We start from the raw sequence: 16,697 nt of genomic DNA, 5'->3' as shown, positions 1-16,697 counted from the left end.
TCGATCGCAGCATATGGGAGACGGTAGGCGCCGCTTTTACCATCGGCGTCACCCCCCCCCCCCCCCCCTCCCCCCGCCCCCCCCCCCCCCCCCCCCCCCCCCCCCCTTCCGGATCGGGCTCGGCGCACCGTACGTCTACGCGAACGGGCTCTCTTCCAGCCGGGCGTGCAGATCGGCCACGTCCCGGAAGACCGCGTCCGCCCCCGCCCGCTCCAGGTCCGCCCGGGGGATGCCGCCCGACAGCAGCGCCACCGACCGCACCCCGGCACGGCTCGCCGCCTCCATGTCCCACACCGTGTCCCCCACGAACACCGCCTGCCCCGGCTCGGCACCGGCCAGCTCCAGAGCCAGCTGTACGGGCTCCGGGGACGGCTTGCCCTCGTCCACGTCGTCCGAACTCGCCGTGTCGACCATGGCCTCGTCCGCGTCGACCGCCCGACGCAGGGCCGCCAGCTCCGGCCCGCTCGCCGAGGTGGCCAGCACCACGCGCCAGCCGCGCCCGGCCAGGGCGCGCAGCAGATCGCCCGCCCTCTCGAAGGCGGGGAGGCGGTCGAAGTACGTGCCGTAGAGCGTTCCGTGCGCGGAGCTGATGGAGGAGTCCTGGTCACGGTCGCGGTCCGGGCCGAGCAGCCGCTCGATCAGATCGCCCGAGCCGAGCCCGACCGCCCGGTGGATGTCCGGCATCGGCACGGTGTGCCCCGCCTGCCGGAACGCCTCCCACCACGCCACCACGTGCAGATGGTTGGTGTCGGTCAGAGTGCCGTCCACGTCGAAGACCGCCGCGCGCGCTGTCATGTGCACCTGATTCCTTGTTCCTTCGCTGCCGTGCCGTGTCCGTTCGCAAGGTCGGGGGGCCGGGGGTTCAGGTGCCCCCGCCGTCCTCGTCGGCCACGTGCACGGCCGCCTCCTCCGCCGACGCGGCCCCACCGTCGATGCCGACGTCCTCGGCGAAGATGTCGCTGTGCCGCCCGGTCGCGTCGTCCGCCTCGGTGAGCCGCCCGGCGCGGGCGTCGCCCTCGATCCGCTCCTGCGGTTCGCCCTCGCCCTGCGGGAGGTCGCCGATGCCGTCACCGGTCGGCGGCTCCACGTCCGCGACCTCCTGGGCGAGCCGCTGGTCGAGCGATTCGCCCTCTCGCTCCTCCGCGCCCGTGGTGCCGAACTTCGTCACACCCAGCGGACGCTCCGGCGGGGAGTACCCCTCTTCCATCCGGTCGTCCAGGCCTCGTTCGTCGAGTGTGTTCTCCAGATCGAGATCGTCGTTCGGGGGGTCCTGGCCGTCGTCCTGCTGCGGCTGGTACACATCGTCGCCGCGCGCCTGGTCACTCATGGAACTCCTCTGCTCAGGGGTGCTTCGGTGCTTCCCGCCGCTTCGGCGGGCGGGGGAGACCCCGCGGCCCGGGACGGGTCAGCGCCCGAGGGCCTTCTTCAACTCCGCCTTGTTCATCGAGGAGCGCCCGTCGATGTTCTTCTTCTTGGCCTCCTCGTAGAGCTGGTCCTTCGTCGGACCCTGCGCGCCTCGGTGCGAACGCTCGCCCCCGCGTTCGTACGCGGACTTCCTGTCCCGCGTCGACGTCCTGCTCGCCGTCTTCGACTCACCGGAGCGTGCCCGCTCCTTGTTCACCGTCCGGGCGGCGATCTCCTTGGCGCGCTTCTCGGAGGCGCCCCGCTCCTCCTGGCTCTCCTTGATGTGCTCGTACTGGCGTTCACGCTTCGCATTCGATCCAGCAGGCATGAGCTTCTCCTTTTCCGGGCTGCCCGCCCGCGCTCCCGGGGGGCCGCCACCCGCGTTTCCCGTACGAGCCCCAATAAACAGCGCGGAAGGGCGGGCGGCACGCCCGGCCCGTGGTCGCACGGCCACTGGAGTGACCCGCCTGTGCCCGCTTTTCCCGCCTAGGACCGGGCAGCGCCGGGGGCTGCTTTCCGAACCTTCCGGCGCCTGAGTTCCGCGTACGTCGGATACCTGCCAGGTGAGTACCCATGGCCCGGAGGCTAAACGTGTGAGGGCGAAGCTCCCACGCTTGCATGAATCGCACACGGCTGGGCACAGTTATATGGCTGGGTCAGGAAGCGGCCGACTCGATTCCGTCCGCGTTCCCCCAAGTGGGCCGTGTTGTCTCCGGGTCACTCCCGGCTATTTCTTTTCCTCCGCCGTACCCGTGCCGTATGCGTCATGCGCCGCCGAACGCGTGCTGTCCGTGTGCCCGTGGTTCGCCATGGGAGTCCGTCATGAGAGAAAGGCAGAGCACCATGCTGATGGCCCACCCCGCGGTACTCGAAGAGCTGCTGCGCCGTTACGAAGAACTCCGGACCCGGCACGGCGAGGGCGGCGAAGGGGCGGCCCGACGGCTGGAGGACGTCAGCTATACGCTCTGCGTCTCGACCGGGACCCGTGACATCGTCTCCGCGCTCACCGCGGCCCGGGAGCAGGTGCGCCGCTCCGCCCGCAGGCGGGACGACGTGGTCTCCGCCTGAGCGGCCGACCGGGACGGCTCAGGGGCGGGGGCGCAACGGGGGGCCGCCCGGCGGCATGCTCCCCGAGAGGGAACCCACGAGCTGCGCGCAGAGGTCGCGCAGCTTGACGTTGCGGTGCTGCGAGGCGCTTCGCAGGATCCGGAGCGCCTCCTCCGGGGTGCAGCGGCGCTGGTTCATGACGATGCCGGCCGCCTGGTCGATCACCGCACGCGACCGCAGCGCGGCCTGGAGGTCGGTGGTGAACGTCCGGGCGTCGGAGAGCCGCTGGGCCAGGGCGATCGCCCCCGTCGCCTGGGCCGCCAGGGCGCGCAGACCGCCGAGGTCGGCCTCCGCGAAGCCGTTCGTCTTGGGGGAGTACAGATTCAGGGCGCCCGCCGTGTGGGAGCGGGCGGCGACCGGCAGCGAGAGCGACGACCGGGTCCCGGCGGCGACGGCGAAGGCCGGATAGCCGTTCCAGCGGCTCTCCGCCGTCATGTCACCGACGCTGACCTCGTGCCCTTCCCGCAGGGCCTCCAGGCACGGGCCGTCGTCCTGCCCGTACTGCGCCTCGTCCAGCGGCGGTGCGCTCACCCCGGCGCTGACCACGGTCAGCGGCCGGTTCTCCCGCTCCAGGGTGATGCCGCAGCCGTCGGCTGCCGGCGCCTTGAGGAGGGCGCTCTCGGCGAGGACCTGGAGGAAGTCGTCCAGCGTGTCACTGTCGAGGAGAAGAGAGATCAGGTCGGGTGTCCCGGGGGTGAGGCCGTCGGTCATCGTCGCTCCCTTCCGGGCCGGAGCCCTCGCGGCCAGCATGGCACGATACGGGCGGCGATGCCGTAGCCCCCTTCCGTGCCGGTCCGTCCGCACCCGGCCCCTCGGCCGGAGAACGGCGGCGGAAGGGGTGTGGAGAGCGCGGGGGAGGGAAGACGCGCAGCGAGGTCAGGAAGCGGCCTTCTCTTCAGCCTGCTTCCAGGGAGTACGCGATGGTCCTGCTCAGCTACCACCTCGACGACGCCCACCTCGTCGTCGAACTGTCCGACGCCGTCGACCTCGACAACGAGGCGGCGATCGAGCGGGAGCTGCTGGGACTCGTGCCGTCCTGCGGCCCCAGCACCCTCATCGTGGACGTCGTCACCCCCTTGCTCACGGCGCGCGCCCTGGGTGTCCTGCTGCGGGTGCGCGCCGAGGCCGAGCAGCGCGGTGTGGCGATGGCGGTGGTGGCCAGATTCGAGACGGCCCGGGAGGTCCTCCGCGCCGCCGCGCTCAACCGGATCCTGCGCGTCGCGCACACCCTCGCGGGCGCGGAACTCCGCAGCCGGGGATGCCTGCCGGACGCGGAGGCACCCGGGGAGGACCGCCGTACGGGCGGGCGGCCCGGACGGCTGCGGCACGCCATCCGGACCGTGTACGGGGCCGCCGCCCCCGGCGCCCGCGCCGTCGGACCGTACGCCGCCACATCCCTGCCCCGCCTCCCCGGGCGCCGCACCCCCCGGCAGCGATGACGGCGCGGGCGGACCGGCGACACGGCGGACGGACGGCGTTCTCCGCTCGTCCCGCGGCGGCGCCTTCCGCCCACCGGGCGGGCCGGGCCGGGTGAGAGGGCATAATGGCGGGCTGGAGGTCAGGAAGCGGCCCTTGAGATTTCCTCCTGCCTCCGTGGAGTTCCCGTGAACCGCTCTCCCTTCCGTCGCCCTGCTGCCGCGGCCCCCGCCGCCGTCGCCTCCCGCGCCGCGTGTGCGACCGCCCCGACGGTCCCCGCCCGAGGCCGCCCGCCCGCCACCGGTCGCAGCAGAACCCCCAGCAGTCCTCTGAGCACGGCCGACGGCGCGCCTCCCGTACGGCGTCCGCTCATTCACCTCTGACCTCCCCCCACCGCACGCGCCGGAGCCCGTCCCAGGCACCCGTGCGGCGGTCGGACTCGCCCTGTCCCAGCGGCCCCGGACTGCGCCGCGCCAGCTCTGCCCCGCCCTTTCGGGAGGCGGGTCACCGCCCAGAACGAGATGAACATGACTGACAGGCCCGTGGCCGAGGCGCCGGACACGACCGCTCTGCTCCTGGAGACGGAGTCCCTGGACGACTTCCTCCAGGCGCTCGCCCGCAGCGCCCTCGCCCTGGTGGAGGAGGCCGACGGATGCGGCATCACGGTGCAGCGGCAGGGCCGCCCCGTGACCGTGTCCAGCGCGGGCGCCATCGCCACGAAGCTCGACGAGGCGCAGTACGGCCAGGACGACGGCCCCTGTCTCCAGGCGATGCGCACCGGTCTGGAGGTCAGCGTGCCCGACACGCTCGGGGAGAGCCGCTGGGCCGACTACCCCGCCTACGCGGCCGTCTGCGGCGCCCGGTCCTCGCTGTCGCTGCCCATCGCCCCGCACAGCCACACCGCCGGAGCCCTCAACCTGTACGCTCCCGTCCCGGGCGCCTTCGAGAACGCCGACCTGACAGCCCTGCGGCTGCTCACCGCCCAGGCCACCGGAGCCATCGCCCTGGCCCAGCGCATCGCCGACACCGAGGAGTTCGCCGCCGACCTGGAGGCCGCCCTGCGGTCCCGTACGGTCATCGACCAGGCGATCGGCGTGGTGATCGGCCAGCAGCGCTGCACCCCGGAGAAGGCCTTCGAGGTGCTCCGTACGGCCTCCCAGCACCGCAACGTCAAACTCCGCGACCTCTGCGCCGAGCTGATCGCGAGCATCACGGGCGAGACACCTCCCGAGGCGCGGTTCCAGCCCCGGGGGTGACACGGCGCCGGGTGGGCGTCCCACCGGACCAGGTGAGCGGATCAGGACGGGGAGTACGGGGCGTCGGCGAGCAGCCGGGCCAGATGGACGGCGTTGGCGGCGAGCGCCCGGGTCGTCGAGGCGACGGCCTCGGGCGTCTCGTCCAGATCCTGGTAGTCGGTGCCCTGCATCGCCTCGCCCACCCAGTACGTCACCGCCTGGGCGGCCAGCGAGAAGCCGACGTCGTTCAGCCCCTGGAAGACGTCGGCGCTCACCTTGTGCGCCCCGTCCTCGTTGCCCACGACGGCCACGGCGCCGACCTTGCCGTAGACGAGCGGGCGACCCTCGTCGTCGGTCTCGGACGACTCGGCGTTCAGGCGCTCCAGGACCCGCTGGCAGACGCTGGAGGGGTGGCCGAGCCAGATGGGCGTGGCGATCAGCAGGATGTCCGCCGCCAGGACCTTCTCCCGGATCGCGGGCCAGGCGTCGCCGTCACCGAGGTCCACGCCGATCCCCGGCCGCACGTCGTGGTCGGCCACCCGGACGATCTCGCCCCGCACCCCGTGGCTCTCGAGCTCGGTCATGACCTGCCGGGCGAGGTGGTGGCTGCTGGAGGAGGCGGGCGAGGCGTTGAGCGTACAGACGAGGGCGAGTGCGCGCATGACGAGGTGTCTCCTTGGACGAGGTGTGGGGTGTGCGGAACAGGGGTGCCGGTCGGGGCACGGCGGCACTGGTGCCCCGTCACCTCCCCTCGTACGCACGGCCACCGGGGAATTCCCCGAAAGGAAGTGGTCCGGCGTCCCCGGTGGCAGACGGGTTCCCGTTTGGACCCCGGCTCAGGGGTACACGGGGCAGAGCGTGCTCGCGGTGGTACGAGAGCGGATCGCGCGGGAAGGAGACCGGACGTGTCCATCACCACCGAAGGCGCGGTGTACGGGTGCCTCGGCATCGGAGCCTTCCTCGCGGCGGCGCTGCCCCGGCTGCTCTCCCGTCTCCCGGTCTCCGTGCCGATCGTGTTCCTCGCCGCCGGAGTGCTCCTCTACCTCACACCGCTGCCGCTGCCCGCGATCGATCCGGTCGCGGACCGGGTCTGGGCGCAGCACCTCGCCGAGCTCTGCGTGATCATCTCGCTGACGGGGGCCGGCCTCGCGATCAACCGCCCGTTCGGGTGGCGGTCCTGGGCCGCCACCTGGCGGCTTCTCGGCGTGACGATGCCGCTGACGATCGGAGCGACGGCGCTCGCCGCCTGGTGGCTGCTCGGCTGGCCGGCCTCCGCGGCGCTCCTGGTGGCCGCGGTCCTCGCGCCGACTGACCCCGTCCTCGCCTCCGAGGTGAGGGTGGGGGAGCCTTCCGACGACGCGGAGGACGAGGACGAGGTCCGCTTCGCCCTGACCAGTGAGGCCGGACTCAACGACGGGCTCGCCTTCCCCTTCGTCGCCGCCGCGGTCGCCCTGGCCGCGGCCGGGGACGTCTGGGCGGGGGGCTGGATGGTGCATTGGGTCTGGGACGACCTGCTCCTCCGCGTCGGGGTGGGCGTGGCGGTGGGGGTGGCCGTCGGGCTGTTGCTGGGGCGGGTACTCTTCCGGGCCCGGTCACGGTCGCTGCGGCTCGCCGAACACGGTGACGGCTTTGTGGCGCTGGCCGCGATGTGCCTGTCGTACGGCGTCGCCGAGATCCTGCACGGCTACGGCTTCCTCGCCGTCTTCGCCACGGCCTGCGCCCTGCGCAGGTCGGAGCACAGCCATGGTTACCACAAGGTGATGCACGCCTTCGTGGAGCAGGTCGAGCGGCTGCTGATGGCCGTGCTCCTGCTCGGCGTGGGCGCCTTCGTGGCGTCGGGCGGCCTGGCCTCCCTCACGTGGAGGGGCGCGGCGGTCGGGGTGCTGCTGCACCTTCTGATCCGTCCGGCATCAGGATGGCTCGCCCAGGTGCGCGGTCCGGGCACGCCTGCCGAGCGCGCGGCCACCGCCTTCTTCGGTATCCGCGGGATCGGCTCGTTCTTCTACCTCGCCTACGCCTTCGGGAAGGGGAGCTTCGGGCCCCACGAGGAGGAGATGTGGGCGGTCGTGGTCTTCGCCGTCCTGATCTCCGTGGTGGTCCACGGGGTGGCGGCCACCCCGGTCACCGCCTACCTCGACCGACGCGCGGCCAAGGCCGCGGACGGCAGCGGTAACTCCTGAAGCGGCGGGCCGTCACGGGCCTTCGCCCTCGACGCAGACCCGGATGCTCTCCAGCTCCGGATCGGCGGGATCGGGAACGTTCATGCCCGCGGCGACGCCCGAACGCAGGTAGCGCAGCAGCGGCTCGGTGATGCGCTCACCCGGCAGCACGGCCGGGATGCCGGGCGGGTAGGGCGTCATCATCTCGGCGGCGACGCGGCCCACCGCCCGCCCGGCCGGCACGTCCTCGGTGCGGGAGAAGTAGGCGTCGCGGGGCAGGCACACCTGGTCGGGACGGAGCTGGTCCGGTGTCGGGACGTGCACCTCGGGGGCGGGGCGCAGGGTGTGCGCCTCGCGTGACAGGTGGCGCAGGGAGGTCAGCAGCCGGGCCGCGGTGGACACGTCGTCTGCATGGGTGAACTGGGCGCTGATCCGGCGGTGGTCCACCAGGTGCATGTCGATACGGTGGTGCTCGCGCAGCCAGTCGGCGGCCCGGTAGCCGGTGGTGCCGAGCCCCGTGACGTCGATGATCACCGGCAGGGGATCGAACTCCGCGGACGCGTCCGGCCCGCAGAAGTCGTCCTCGCCGTTGACGTGCAGGCCCTCGATCTCCTCGATGCGCTCACGGACCGACCGGGTCAGTTCCAGCGCCCGGCCGAGCAGGTCGTGCCCGTCCAGGGCCATCTGGCGGCGCCAGCCGTCGATGCCCGCGTAGAGCAGCACGGAGGGGCTGGTGGTGCCCAGCAGGTCGGCACGGGAGGCGAGGGTGTCGTGGTCCACCAGGTCGCCCTGGAGGTGGAAGACCGAGCCCTGCTCAAGACCGCTGCCCATCTTGTGGATGCTGGTGACACAGACATCGGCGCCCGCGTCCATCGCCCAGGACGGCAGCTCCGGATGGAACGGCAGATGCGCGCCCCACGCCTCGTCCACGATCAGCGGCTTCGACCTGCGGTGGCAGACGTCGGCGATCGCCCGCAGGTCCGCCGCCGTCCCGTACGGGGTCGGGCTGGTCACCAGCGCGCCCCGGGCGTCCGGGTGCGCGGCGAAGGCCCGCTCCACGGCCTGGGCCGACGGCGGGTGCGCGAGGTGCCGCTCCGGGTCCCACTGCGGCTCCACCCAGACGGGCTCGACGCCCGACAGGATGAGCCCCGCGATCACCGACTTGTGGGCGTCCCGGCCGACCAGCAGCTTCTGGTGCGGGGCGGCGACGCTGAGCATGGCCGCCTTGACCGAGAGGGAGGAGCCGCAGGTGGAGAAGAAGGTGTGCTCCGCATGGACGGCGTCGGCCATCAGCTCCTCGGCCCGCCGCAGCACGGCCGACTTCTCCCGCCGGTCCTCCAGCCCGCCGGTCGCCAGGACGTCCCCGAGGAAGACGGCGTCCCCGAGCACGGCCCGTACGGCCGGGGAGGCGCCCCGGGCCTGCTTGTGCCCGGGCGGGGAGAACCCCACCTCGCCCCGGTCCTGGTAGGCGGCGAGGGCATCGAGAACGGGTGCTTCATGGTGGTTCAGGGGCATTCTCGAGGTGTTCCCGGCCGTGACGTCGGTCAACCAGGGTCACGGCAGCGGTGTGCCGCCCGTGGCGTTCATGATCTCGCCCGTGATGAACGACGCGTTGGCGGAGGCGAGGAAGACATAGGCGGGCGCCATCTCGGCCGGCTGCGCCGGGCGCCCCAGCGGGCTCTGCTTCCCGAACTCCGTGGTGTCCGGCAGGGTCGCGGGGATGAGCGGCGTCCACACGGGGCCCGGGGCCACCGCGTTGACGCGGATCCCGTCGGAGGCCAGCATCTGGGCGAGCCCCTGGGTGAACGTGACGATCGCGCCCTTGGTCATGGCGTAGTCCAGCAGGTGGGGACTGGGTTTGTACGCCTGCACCGAGGTGGTGTTGATGATCGAGCCGCCCGACGGGATGTGCGGCAGGGCGAACTTGGAGAGCCAGAACATCCCGTACAGGTTGGTCCGCACCACCCGGTCGAACTGCTCGGTCGGGATCGCGGAGATCCCGTCGGGCTGGGACATCTGGTACGCCGCGTTGTTGACCAGGACGTCGATCCGGCCGAAGTCGGAGACGGCCCGCTCGACGAGGGCCCGGCACTGCTTCTCGTCCCGGATGTCACAGGGGACGGTGACCGCCGTGCGGCCCGCCTCCCGAACCAGGCGGGCGGTCTCGCGCGCCTCCTTCTCCTCCTCCGCGAGGTGGGTCACCAGCACGTCCGCGCCCTCCCGGGCGAAGGCCAGCGCCACGGCCCGCCCGATACCGGAGTCGCCCCCGGTGATCACCGCCTTGCGGTCGGTCAGGAGCCCCGAGCCGCGGTAGGACTCCTCGCCGTGGTCGGGCGGCGGGTCCATGGGACCGGTCCAGCCAGGGGGCTCCTGGTCCTGCTGGGGGAGGTCGGGGCGGGGGTGGAGCCGGTTCGGGTCCTCGGGCTGTTCGCTCCGCGTCATGGCGGCCTCTCTGCTCGGGGGTGGCGTGGCGTGAGACGGTGTCCGGACCGGGCGGGGGCGGAGGGGGTGCCCGCTCGCCCGGCCCGGCCGGTCCGGTCGGCCGGACTGTCCCGGCCGCCGGGCCGCTACGGGTGGTCGGCTCGCTCCTCGGGCGGTGTGCCGCCGCCGGGCCCGCCACCCTTGCCGCCCTTGTCCGTACCGTGCGCGCGGCCGCTGCCCCGGGGTGTCCCCGGCTGCCTGGCCTTCAGCTCGGCACTGTCCTGGGGCGTGGCTCCGCCCTTGTCGCTGCGCCGCTGTTCCGGCTGTTGCGGGTTGGCCATGACGGACGCTCCCTCGCTCTGTGGGGTACGGATGGTCGCGCCGGACGAGTGCCCGTGAAGGTGAGACCGAAACACCCCTTTTCGCCGGAGCCCTCCTCTCAGGCGGCCCAGTGCCCCGGCCGCCGCAGACCGGCCGGGATCCGGGTGGCCGCGTCGCCCCGGGCAGCGTTCAGCTGCGGCTGGGTCAGGAAGAGGGCGCCGGTCAGATCGGCGCCGCACAGGTCGGCGTCGCGCAGGTCCGCGCCGATCAGGTCGGCCTGGCGCAGATCGGCGCCGGAGAGGTCGGCGGCGATCAGGCAGGCGCCGCGCAGGGTGGCCCCGCGCAGCTGCGCGCCGCGCAGCCGGGCGCCCAGGAGATCGGCGCCCCGGTGGTTCTTCCTCCGGCCCGGCACCGTGGCGCGGGCCAGCTCGCCGGCGCGCAGGAGATGGGCGTTCACCTCGGCGCGCAGGGCCGGTACGTCGACGGCGAGCAGGGTGTCGGCGCTCTCCCGGGTCAGGGCGTCGATCCGGGCGCGGGCCTCGCGCAGCTCCGGGTGGACCGCCTTGGCCGCGGGCAGGTCCAGGGCCTCGGCGGCGTACCGCAGCAGCTCGTGCAGCTGCCGCACCACGGGGAAGACCTCGTACATCGCCTGGGCCGAGCCCGGCTCCGCACGCCAGCTGCGCCCGCCGAAGGTGACCTGGGAGACCTTCTGGCCCGCCCCGAAGCAGTCGAAGACCGTGCAGCCCGCGTAGCCGCGCTCGCGCAGCCGGTCATGGGTTCGGCAGCCGAAGTCCTCCCGGAGGTTCCCGCACGGGGCCCCCGCCGCCTTGTCCGCGGCGAAGTCCGCCGAGCGGGCGAAGGGCAGCGCCACACAGCACAGGCCGAAGCAGCTGCCGCAGTCGGCCTGGAGGTCGGGGTGGTCGGCGTGTGGGGTCCGCGGGGGCGAGGGGGGCAAGGCGGTGGTGCTCCTGACGGACGAGCGGACGAGTGGACCGGCGGGCGGGTGCGGGGTGCCGGGGTGCGTGCCGGGTGCCGGGCTGGGCGTGCCGGTGCCGGGTGTGTGCCGTCCATTGTGCCCGGGGGGTGGCGCACCTTGATCGCGGGGCCACGGCCGGGGACACCGGGTGAGCCGTGTCTCACCGGGCCGCCGCGACTTGCCTATGCAACGAGTTGCATAGAAGGATCGCGGTATGGCGCTCGAACACGCGATCCTCGTCTCCCTGCTGGAGAAGCCCGGCTCCGGCTATGAGCTGGCCCGGCGTTTCGAGCGGTCCATCGGCTACTTCTGGACCGCCAGCCACCAGCAGATCTACCGTGTCCTCGCCCGGATGGAGGCCGACGGCCGACTCCTCGTGCGCGAGGTCGAGCAGCAGGGCCGGCCGGACAAGAAGGAGTACTCCGTCGCCGGGCCCGGCCGCGCCGCCCTCGCCGAGTGGCTGCACAAGCCGATCGAGCCCGAGAGCCTGCGCCACGACCTCGCCGTCAAGATCCGGGGCGCCGCCTTCGACGACCCGGCCGCCCTGGTCCGCGAGGTCGAACGCCACCATCAGGCCCACCGCGAGCGCCTCGCCCACTATCTGGCCGGGGAGGCGCGCGACTTCACCGGGCCCCAGGCGCCCGCCCCCCTCGACCCCGGCCAGGAACTCCAGCACGTCGTGCTGCGCGGCGGCATCGCGTACGAGCGCATGACGATCGCCTGGCTCGACGACGTACTCGACACCCTGCACCGGCTGGCCGGCCCACCGCCGGGCCCTGGCGCCTGACGGCACCGGCCGCGCCGCCCCCCCCGTGCCCCTCCCTCCGTACCGCCGAACAACCCGCAACCCTCTCTCCGGAAGGCGATCTCCATGGCCGAGCCCGCGTCCCTCCTCTTCAACCCGCGCACCTACGACCCCCAGCACTTCGACCCGGAGACCCGCAGGCTGCTACGCGCCACCGTCGACTGGTTCGAGGAGCGGGGCAAGCGCCGGCTGATCGAGGACTACCGCTCCCGCGCCTGGCTGGGCGACTTCCTCGCCTTCGCCGCGAAGGAGGGCCTGTTCGCCACCTTCCTCACCCCGGCCGCCGCCGCGAAGGAGACCGGCCGGCGCTGGGACACCGCCCGGATCGCCGCCCTCAACGAGATCTTCGGGTTCTACGGGCTCGACTACTGGTACGCCTGGCAGGTGACCATCCTCGGACTCGGCCCCGTCTGGCAGAGCGACAACGCCGAGGCCCGCGCCCGGGCCGCCGAACTCCTCGCCCAGGGAGAGGTGTTCGCCTTCGGTCTCTCCGAGAAGACCCACGGCGCCGACATCTACTCCACGGACATGCTGCTGACCCCCGACGGCGACGGCGGTTTCCTGGCCTCCGGCTCCAAGTACTACATCGGCAACGGCAACGCCGCCGGTCTCGTCTCCGTCTTCGGCCGCCGCACCGACGTCGAGGGCCCCGACGGCTATGTCTTCTTCGCCGCCGACAGCCGCCACGACGCCTACCACCTGGTGAAGAACGTCGTCGACTCCTCCAAGTACGTCAGTGAGTTCCGCCTCGCGGACTACCCGGTGAAGCCCGCCGACATCCTGCACACCGGCCGCGCCGCCTTCGACGCCGCGCTCAACACCGTCAACGTCGGCAAGTTCAACCTCTGCACCGCCTCCATCGGCATCTGCGAGCACGCGATGTACGAGGCCGTCACCCACGCGAGCAACCGCATCCTCTACGGCCGCCCCGTCACCGCCTTCCCGCACGTGCGCCGCGAACTGACCGACGCCTACGTCCGGCTCGTCGGGATGAAGCTCTTCAGCGACCGCGCCGTCGACTACTTCCGCTCCGCCGGGCCCGACGACCGCCGCTACCTCCTCTTCAACCCGATGACGAAGATGAAGGTCACCACGGAGGGCGAGAAGGTCATCGACCTGATGTGGGACGTCATCGCGGCCAAGGGCTTCGAGAAGGACGACTACTTCGCCCAGGCCGCGGTCGAGATCCGGGGCCTGCCGAAGCTGGAGGGCACGGTCCACGTCAACCTCGCGCTGATCCTGAAGTTCATGCGCAACCACCTGCTGAACCCGGTGGAGTACCCGGCCGTCCCCTCCCGCCTCGACGCGGCCGACGACGACTTCCTGTTCCGGCAGGGACCGGCCCGGGGGCTCGGCTCCGTACGCTTCCACGACTGGCGCCCCGCCTTCGACGCGTACGCGGAGGTCCCCAACGTCGCCCGGTTCCGCGAGCAGGCCGACGCCCTGTGCACCTTCGTCGAGACCGCCGCCCCCGACGAGGAGCAGAGCCGCGACCTGGACCTCCTCCTCGCCGTCGGCCAGCTCTTCGCCCTCGTCGTCCACGGCCAGCTCATCCTGGAGCAGGCCCGGCTGACCGGCCTGGACGAGGACCTGCTGGACGAACTGTTCGCCGTCCTCGTACGCGACTTCTCCGCGCACTCCGTCGAGCTGCACGGCAAGGACTCCGCCACGCGGGCGCAGCAGGAGTGGGCGCTCGGTGCCGTACGGCGTCCCGTCGTCGACGCCGGGCGTTCGGCCCGGATCTGGGAGCGCGTGGAGGCGCTGTCGGGGGCGTACGAGATGGCCGAGTAGACCCCGGACGAGCCCCCCGGGTCACTCCGGGATCGTCAGTCGGCGGGTGACGCGCAGCGCCGAGGACAGGAGCTGGTCCCTGACCTCGCTGGTCCGGTACATCCGGTCCGAGCGGAAGGAGATGCCGAGCGAGCCGACCTGGTCGCCGCTGTACACGCGCACGGCGATGCAGGTCGTGCCGCGGCGGTACTCCTCCCGGTCCCTGGCCAGCGGGGCCATCGGCGGCACCTCCAGCTCCCGGAGCAGCTCCTCGCGGCGGGTGATGGTGTGGGACGTGAGATCGGCCAGGGGGTGGCGGGAGAGGTAGTTGGCGCGGGCCTCCTCGTCCAGGCCGCCCAGCACGCTCTTGCCCAGAGCTGTGGCGTGTGCGGCGTCCTCGAAGCCGACCCACAGGTCCACCCGGGGCGCCCGGGGGCTGTCGACGATCTGGAGGACCCGGATCTCCCCCTCGTCGTACAGCGTCAGGTACGCGGCGGCGGACAGGTCGTCGCGCAGGGAGGTCAGCAGCGGGCGCAGGCGCTGGGCCCAGGTGTCGTCGCCGCTCGCGGTGAGCGGGGGCGGGCCCTGGTCGGGCAGGGCGTACGCCCCGTCGTCCAGCTCCCGCAGATAGCCGTCCTGGACCAGCGCCCGCAGGTGCTCCTCGGCCACGGGGCGCGGCAGCCCGGCATCCCGGGCCAGCCGCTCCGCGGGTGCGCCCGCCGGGTGCGCCCCCGCGGACTCCAGCAGCCGGAGGTCCCGCCGGACGGACTCGGAAGGCTCGGGGCCGGCCTGGTCACCCATGCCACCAGCATGGACCCGGTGCCGGGGCGCGGCATCCCGGGTAGCGGAACCCGCCGTGGCGGGTGGACGGCGCCCGGCCCACCCGCCACGGTCTCACCTCACCCCGTCACAGGGAACGCACCTCACCCGGTCACGGTGAACGCGGAGGACGTGCCCGTGAACGGGGTGATCTTCCCCAGCAGGTTCTTCGCGTCCCCGTGGTGCACGATCCGGTAGGTGCCGGGTGCGCTCCGCGCCCCGATCTTCCAGGTGACCGTGGCCTTCGACGTCCCCGTCAGGCCGTTGATCCTGGTCCAGCGGTACGTGGTCTCCCAGTCGCCGTCGTCCAGCACCCGCGTCCACCGCCCGTCGGCCTCCAGGCGCTGGACCTCCAGGAAGGTGCCGCCCCGGCGGAGGTTGTTCTTCGGGTGGCCGGTGGCGAACTCGACGGTGGCCGTGGAGCCGCGGGCGTAAGAGGAGGCCGGGGCGGTCAGGACCGAGCCGAACGACGTGCCGAGCGGCGGGTTGTCGTAGACCACGCCCGTCTGGAACGTGAACTGCCGGGCCGACTCGTCCGGCGGCAGCGTGCCCCGCTCCACCGGGGTGCCCCGGCGCAGGGCAGCCGCGACCCGGGCGTACTCCTGCTGGTACGCGGGGAGCGTGTGGCGGCCGTAGAGCGTGGAGCCGCCCTCGTAGTTCTGGGTGTCGTACTCCTCCGGCGTCGTCACGTACTGGCTGTAGGCGTTGGCGTACCCCTGGAGCAGCACCCGCTCCAGCGGTACCCCCAGCTCCTGGGCCACGGTCCGGCGGACCCGCAGCCCGGCGGTGATCGTGAACTCACCCGGCCCGGCCACCAGGTACAGCTCCCCGATCCGCATGATCTGGAGCGGCAGGATCCTCGGGGTCACCGGGTGGACGTTGCTCAGCAGCCCCGTCGGGATCAGGCTCGCCTTGGGGTACTGGCAGGTCGCGAGCCAGGACGGGGTGTCGAGGCGCAGCGCGTCGATGATGGACGCCACCGGGGTGCGCATCCCCTCCTCGAAGCCGGGGATCGCCGGGCCGTCCTCCACACTGCCCGCGAGCGTGGAGGCGCCCACGACGGCCGGACAGGTGCGGGCCTCCTTCCCGTCGCTCGTGTACTGACCGCGTACGGTGACGTTCTCCATGTCCACATAGGTGAGGCGGGCGTCCACCCCGCCGGAGACCGGCCGCGCGTCCCGGTAGACCTCGCGGGCCTTGTCGAGCTGGCGCTCACCGATGATGCGGGCGTTCTCGAACTCCTCCTCCGTGGGCCCCGATCCGGGCTCGAGGTTGAGGTTGGGGGACATGTCGCCCGCGTTGGTGTTGGGGAACGCGGCGACGAATCCGGGAGTGTTGTCGAGATAGCGCACGCCCTCGTGGTCGTGCTCCCACGCGTAGGAGGCATAGCCCTTGTTGTCCGGGCTGATCAGCGTGTTCTTGTTGGTGATCGAGGTGTTGTGGGTGGCGAACCAGCTGATCGCGCCCGCGTCCGTGTCGCCCTGCCGGAACCGCAGCACGGTCATCGCCGGGTCGATCCCGTCGGGGAAGGCCGCCCGGTCGGCCGCCGGGTTGCGGTCGAAGGCCTCCCGGGAGCGGTTGACGCTGGCGTTGGTGAGGGTGCCGGTGCCCAGGCTGATGGAGCCGGGCTTCAGGTCGTCGTGCGCCTTGGCCACGGACTGCGCGATGCCGTCGACGACCGCCCGGTAGGTGCCGTTCTGGAAGCCGAGCACGGAGAGGTTGTACGCCACGTGATGGGAGTACCCGCCGGGGCCGGAGTGGGTGTGGGTGGCCGAGAGGAGGACGTTCTCCTCCCCGTACAGGCTGCCGTACCGCTCCTGGAGGCGGGCGAGGACGCCCTGGCGCACCGACTGGAAGATCATCGCCAGGTCGGCGTTGACGTAGACCACACGCTTGCCGCTCGCCCGGTCCACCACGACGTACGCGCGCGACCGCTGGCGCTGGTGGACGCCGGATGTCTTCTGGTCGAAGCTGGAGTAGCCCATCATCCCGGTCTCGGCGGCCTCCCCGGTGACATCGGCGATGCCGCGTCCGACGAGGTACTCCGCTTCGGCGGTGGGGGCCTGCGAGGTCGAGGCGGCCTGCGAGGCCGCAGCAGGGGAGGGGGCGCCGAGCGTGACGGCTCCCAGGGCGGCGGCGAGCGCGAGGACGGAGAGCCTGCGGCGGGAGCGCGGGAAGCGGCTGAGGGGCGGTGGCATCGGACCTCCTGGGGCGGGAGACGTGCGGATGCCCGGGACCCGGTCGGCGGCTCACCGACATCGGCG

17 protein-coding genes are annotated in these 16,697 nt (G+C 72.7%); 6 read left to right on the top strand and 11 right to left on the bottom strand.

The features are described from left to right. Positions 1 to 135: 135 nt before the first annotated feature. The 3 genes from AC0682_RS12660 to AC0682_RS12650 form a co-directional block, all read right to left on the bottom strand. A complete protein-coding gene (locus AC0682_RS12660) occupies positions 136 to 795 on the bottom strand; it encodes an HAD family hydrolase (protein ID WP_478532686.1) in 660 nt (219 codons plus the stop codon). 67 nt (positions 796 to 862) lie between these two features. Continuing rightward, the gene (locus tag AC0682_RS12655; RefSeq protein ID WP_478532685.1) at positions 863 to 1,327 is read right to left on the bottom strand and encodes a DUF5709 domain-containing protein; all 465 of its coding nucleotides are present in this window, start codon (positions 1,325 to 1,327) and stop codon (positions 863 to 865) included. A 78-nt stretch (positions 1,328 to 1,405) separates the two neighbouring features. Continuing rightward, the gene (locus AC0682_RS12650; protein WP_478532684.1) at positions 1,406 to 1,732 is read right to left on the bottom strand and encodes a plasmid stabilization protein; all 327 of its coding nucleotides are present in this window, start codon (positions 1,730 to 1,732) and stop codon (positions 1,406 to 1,408) included. 515 nt (positions 1,733 to 2,247) lie between these two features. On the opposite strand from AC0682_RS12650, the gene AC0682_RS12645 reads away from it, so the two are divergent. After that, a complete protein-coding gene (locus tag AC0682_RS12645; protein WP_478532839.1) occupies positions 2,248 to 2,472 on the top strand; it encodes a DUF5133 domain-containing protein in 225 nt (74 codons plus the stop codon). 18 nt (positions 2,473 to 2,490) lie between these two features. On the opposite strand, the gene AC0682_RS12640 is transcribed toward AC0682_RS12645, so the two are convergent. Beyond that, positions 2,491 to 3,222 carry a GAF and ANTAR domain-containing protein gene (locus tag AC0682_RS12640; RefSeq protein ID WP_478532682.1) on the bottom strand — a complete coding sequence of 244 codons (732 nt, stop codon included), beginning with the start codon at positions 3,220 to 3,222 and terminating at the stop codon, positions 2,491 to 2,493. Between the two features lie 209 nt (positions 3,223 to 3,431). Between AC0682_RS12640 and AC0682_RS12635 the strand changes: the two genes are divergently transcribed. Next, on the top strand, positions 3,432 to 3,950 hold the full coding sequence (locus AC0682_RS12635; RefSeq protein WP_478532681.1) for an STAS domain-containing protein: 519 nt from the start codon (positions 3,432 to 3,434) through the stop codon (positions 3,948 to 3,950). Between the two features lie 504 nt (positions 3,951 to 4,454). Next, the gene (locus AC0682_RS12630) at positions 4,455 to 5,183 is read left to right on the top strand and encodes a GAF and ANTAR domain-containing protein (protein WP_478532679.1); all 729 of its coding nucleotides are present in this window, start codon (positions 4,455 to 4,457) and stop codon (positions 5,181 to 5,183) included. 41 nt (positions 5,184 to 5,224) lie between these two features. On the opposite strand, the gene AC0682_RS12625 is transcribed toward AC0682_RS12630, so the two are convergent. Beyond that, complete coding sequence (locus AC0682_RS12625; RefSeq protein WP_478532678.1) at positions 5,225 to 5,824, bottom strand: flavodoxin family protein; 600 nt, start codon at positions 5,822 to 5,824, stop codon at positions 5,225 to 5,227. Positions 5,825 to 6,067: 243 nt separating this feature from the next. Between AC0682_RS12625 and AC0682_RS12620 the strand changes: the two genes are divergently transcribed. Further along, the gene (locus AC0682_RS12620; RefSeq protein ID WP_478532677.1) at positions 6,068 to 7,342 is read left to right on the top strand and encodes a cation:proton antiporter; all 1,275 of its coding nucleotides are present in this window, start codon (positions 6,068 to 6,070) and stop codon (positions 7,340 to 7,342) included. A gap of 12 nt (positions 7,343 to 7,354) precedes the next feature. Here AC0682_RS12620 and AC0682_RS12615 read toward each other — a convergent pair whose 3' ends face one another. The 4 genes from AC0682_RS12615 to AC0682_RS12600 form a co-directional block, all read right to left on the bottom strand. Next, the gene (locus AC0682_RS12615) at positions 7,355 to 8,836 is read right to left on the bottom strand and encodes an aminotransferase class I/II-fold pyridoxal phosphate-dependent enzyme (RefSeq protein WP_478532675.1); all 1,482 of its coding nucleotides are present in this window, start codon (positions 8,834 to 8,836) and stop codon (positions 7,355 to 7,357) included. A 39-nt stretch (positions 8,837 to 8,875) separates the two neighbouring features. After that, complete coding sequence (locus AC0682_RS12610) at positions 8,876 to 9,763, bottom strand: SDR family oxidoreductase (RefSeq protein WP_478532673.1); 888 nt, start codon at positions 9,761 to 9,763, stop codon at positions 8,876 to 8,878. Positions 9,764 to 9,888: 125 nt separating this feature from the next. Further along, complete coding sequence (locus tag AC0682_RS12605; RefSeq protein ID WP_478532672.1) at positions 9,889 to 10,083, bottom strand: hypothetical protein; 195 nt, start codon at positions 10,081 to 10,083, stop codon at positions 9,889 to 9,891. 98 nt (positions 10,084 to 10,181) lie between these two features. Further along, positions 10,182 to 11,018, bottom strand: a complete 837-nt coding sequence (locus AC0682_RS12600) for a pentapeptide repeat-containing protein (protein WP_478532671.1) — start codon at positions 11,016 to 11,018, stop codon at positions 10,182 to 10,184. 235 nt (positions 11,019 to 11,253) lie between these two features. On the opposite strand from AC0682_RS12600, the gene AC0682_RS12595 reads away from it, so the two are divergent. Together AC0682_RS12595 and AC0682_RS12590 are read left to right on the top strand one after the other, a co-directional pair. Next, positions 11,254 to 11,826, top strand: a complete 573-nt coding sequence (locus AC0682_RS12595; protein WP_478532669.1) for a PadR family transcriptional regulator — start codon at positions 11,254 to 11,256, stop codon at positions 11,824 to 11,826. A gap of 84 nt (positions 11,827 to 11,910) precedes the next feature. Then, entirely contained in the window at positions 11,911 to 13,635 is a 1,725-nt protein-coding gene (locus AC0682_RS12590) for an acyl-CoA dehydrogenase family protein (RefSeq protein ID WP_478532668.1), read from the top strand. Positions 13,636 to 13,656: 21 nt separating this feature from the next. On the opposite strand, the gene AC0682_RS12585 is transcribed toward AC0682_RS12590, so the two are convergent. Both AC0682_RS12585 and AC0682_RS12580 read right to left on the bottom strand, forming a co-directional pair. Continuing rightward, positions 13,657 to 14,415 carry an IclR family transcriptional regulator gene (locus AC0682_RS12585; protein ID WP_478532667.1) on the bottom strand — a complete coding sequence of 253 codons (759 nt, stop codon included), beginning with the start codon at positions 14,413 to 14,415 and terminating at the stop codon, positions 13,657 to 13,659. 122 nt (positions 14,416 to 14,537) lie between these two features. Beyond that, positions 14,538 to 16,631 (bottom strand): neutral/alkaline ceramidase, encoded by a 2,094-nt coding sequence (locus tag AC0682_RS12580; RefSeq protein WP_478532666.1) that lies wholly within the window; start codon positions 16,629 to 16,631, stop codon positions 14,538 to 14,540. Positions 16,632 to 16,697: the final 66 nt, after the last annotated feature.

Source organism: Streptomyces sp. NPDC043746 (assembly GCF_056436485.1).
The sequence above is the reverse complement of the archived record's forward strand: the minus strand, read 5'-3'. Positions and strand labels throughout refer to the sequence as shown.

Excerpts from the sequence above, each read along its gene's own strand:
- AC0682_RS12660 (WP_478532686.1), bottom strand. The coding sequence starts at position 795 with ATGACAGCGCGCGCGGCGGTCTTCGACGTGGACGGCACTCTGACCGAC.
- AC0682_RS12655 (WP_478532685.1), bottom strand. The coding sequence starts at position 1,327 with ATGAGTGACCAGGCGCGCGGCGACGATGTGTACCAGCCGCAGCAGGAC.
- AC0682_RS12650 (WP_478532684.1), bottom strand. The coding sequence starts at position 1,732 with ATGCCTGCTGGATCGAATGCGAAGCGTGAACGCCAGTACGAGCACATC.
- AC0682_RS12645 (WP_478532839.1), top strand. The coding sequence starts at position 2,248 with ATGCTGATGGCCCACCCCGCGGTACTCGAAGAGCTGCTGCGCCGTTAC.
- AC0682_RS12640 (WP_478532682.1), bottom strand. The coding sequence starts at position 3,222 with ATGACCGACGGCCTCACCCCCGGGACACCCGACCTGATCTCTCTTCTC.
- AC0682_RS12635 (WP_478532681.1), top strand. The coding sequence starts at position 3,432 with ATGGTCCTGCTCAGCTACCACCTCGACGACGCCCACCTCGTCGTCGAA.
- AC0682_RS12630 (WP_478532679.1), top strand. The coding sequence starts at position 4,455 with ATGACTGACAGGCCCGTGGCCGAGGCGCCGGACACGACCGCTCTGCTC.
- AC0682_RS12625 (WP_478532678.1), bottom strand. The coding sequence starts at position 5,824 with ATGCGCGCACTCGCCCTCGTCTGTACGCTCAACGCCTCGCCCGCCTCC.
- AC0682_RS12615 (WP_478532675.1), bottom strand. The coding sequence starts at position 8,836 with ATGCCCCTGAACCACCATGAAGCACCCGTTCTCGATGCCCTCGCCGCC.
- AC0682_RS12610 (WP_478532673.1), bottom strand. The coding sequence starts at position 9,763 with ATGACGCGGAGCGAACAGCCCGAGGACCCGAACCGGCTCCACCCCCGC.
- AC0682_RS12605 (WP_478532672.1), bottom strand. The coding sequence starts at position 10,083 with ATGGCCAACCCGCAACAGCCGGAACAGCGGCGCAGCGACAAGGGCGGA.
- AC0682_RS12595 (WP_478532669.1), top strand. The coding sequence starts at position 11,254 with ATGGCGCTCGAACACGCGATCCTCGTCTCCCTGCTGGAGAAGCCCGGC.
- AC0682_RS12590 (WP_478532668.1), top strand. The coding sequence starts at position 11,911 with ATGGCCGAGCCCGCGTCCCTCCTCTTCAACCCGCGCACCTACGACCCC.
- AC0682_RS12585 (WP_478532667.1), bottom strand. The coding sequence starts at position 14,415 with ATGGGTGACCAGGCCGGCCCCGAGCCTTCCGAGTCCGTCCGGCGGGAC.
- AC0682_RS12580 (WP_478532666.1), bottom strand. The coding sequence starts at position 16,631 with ATGCCACCGCCCCTCAGCCGCTTCCCGCGCTCCCGCCGCAGGCTCTCC.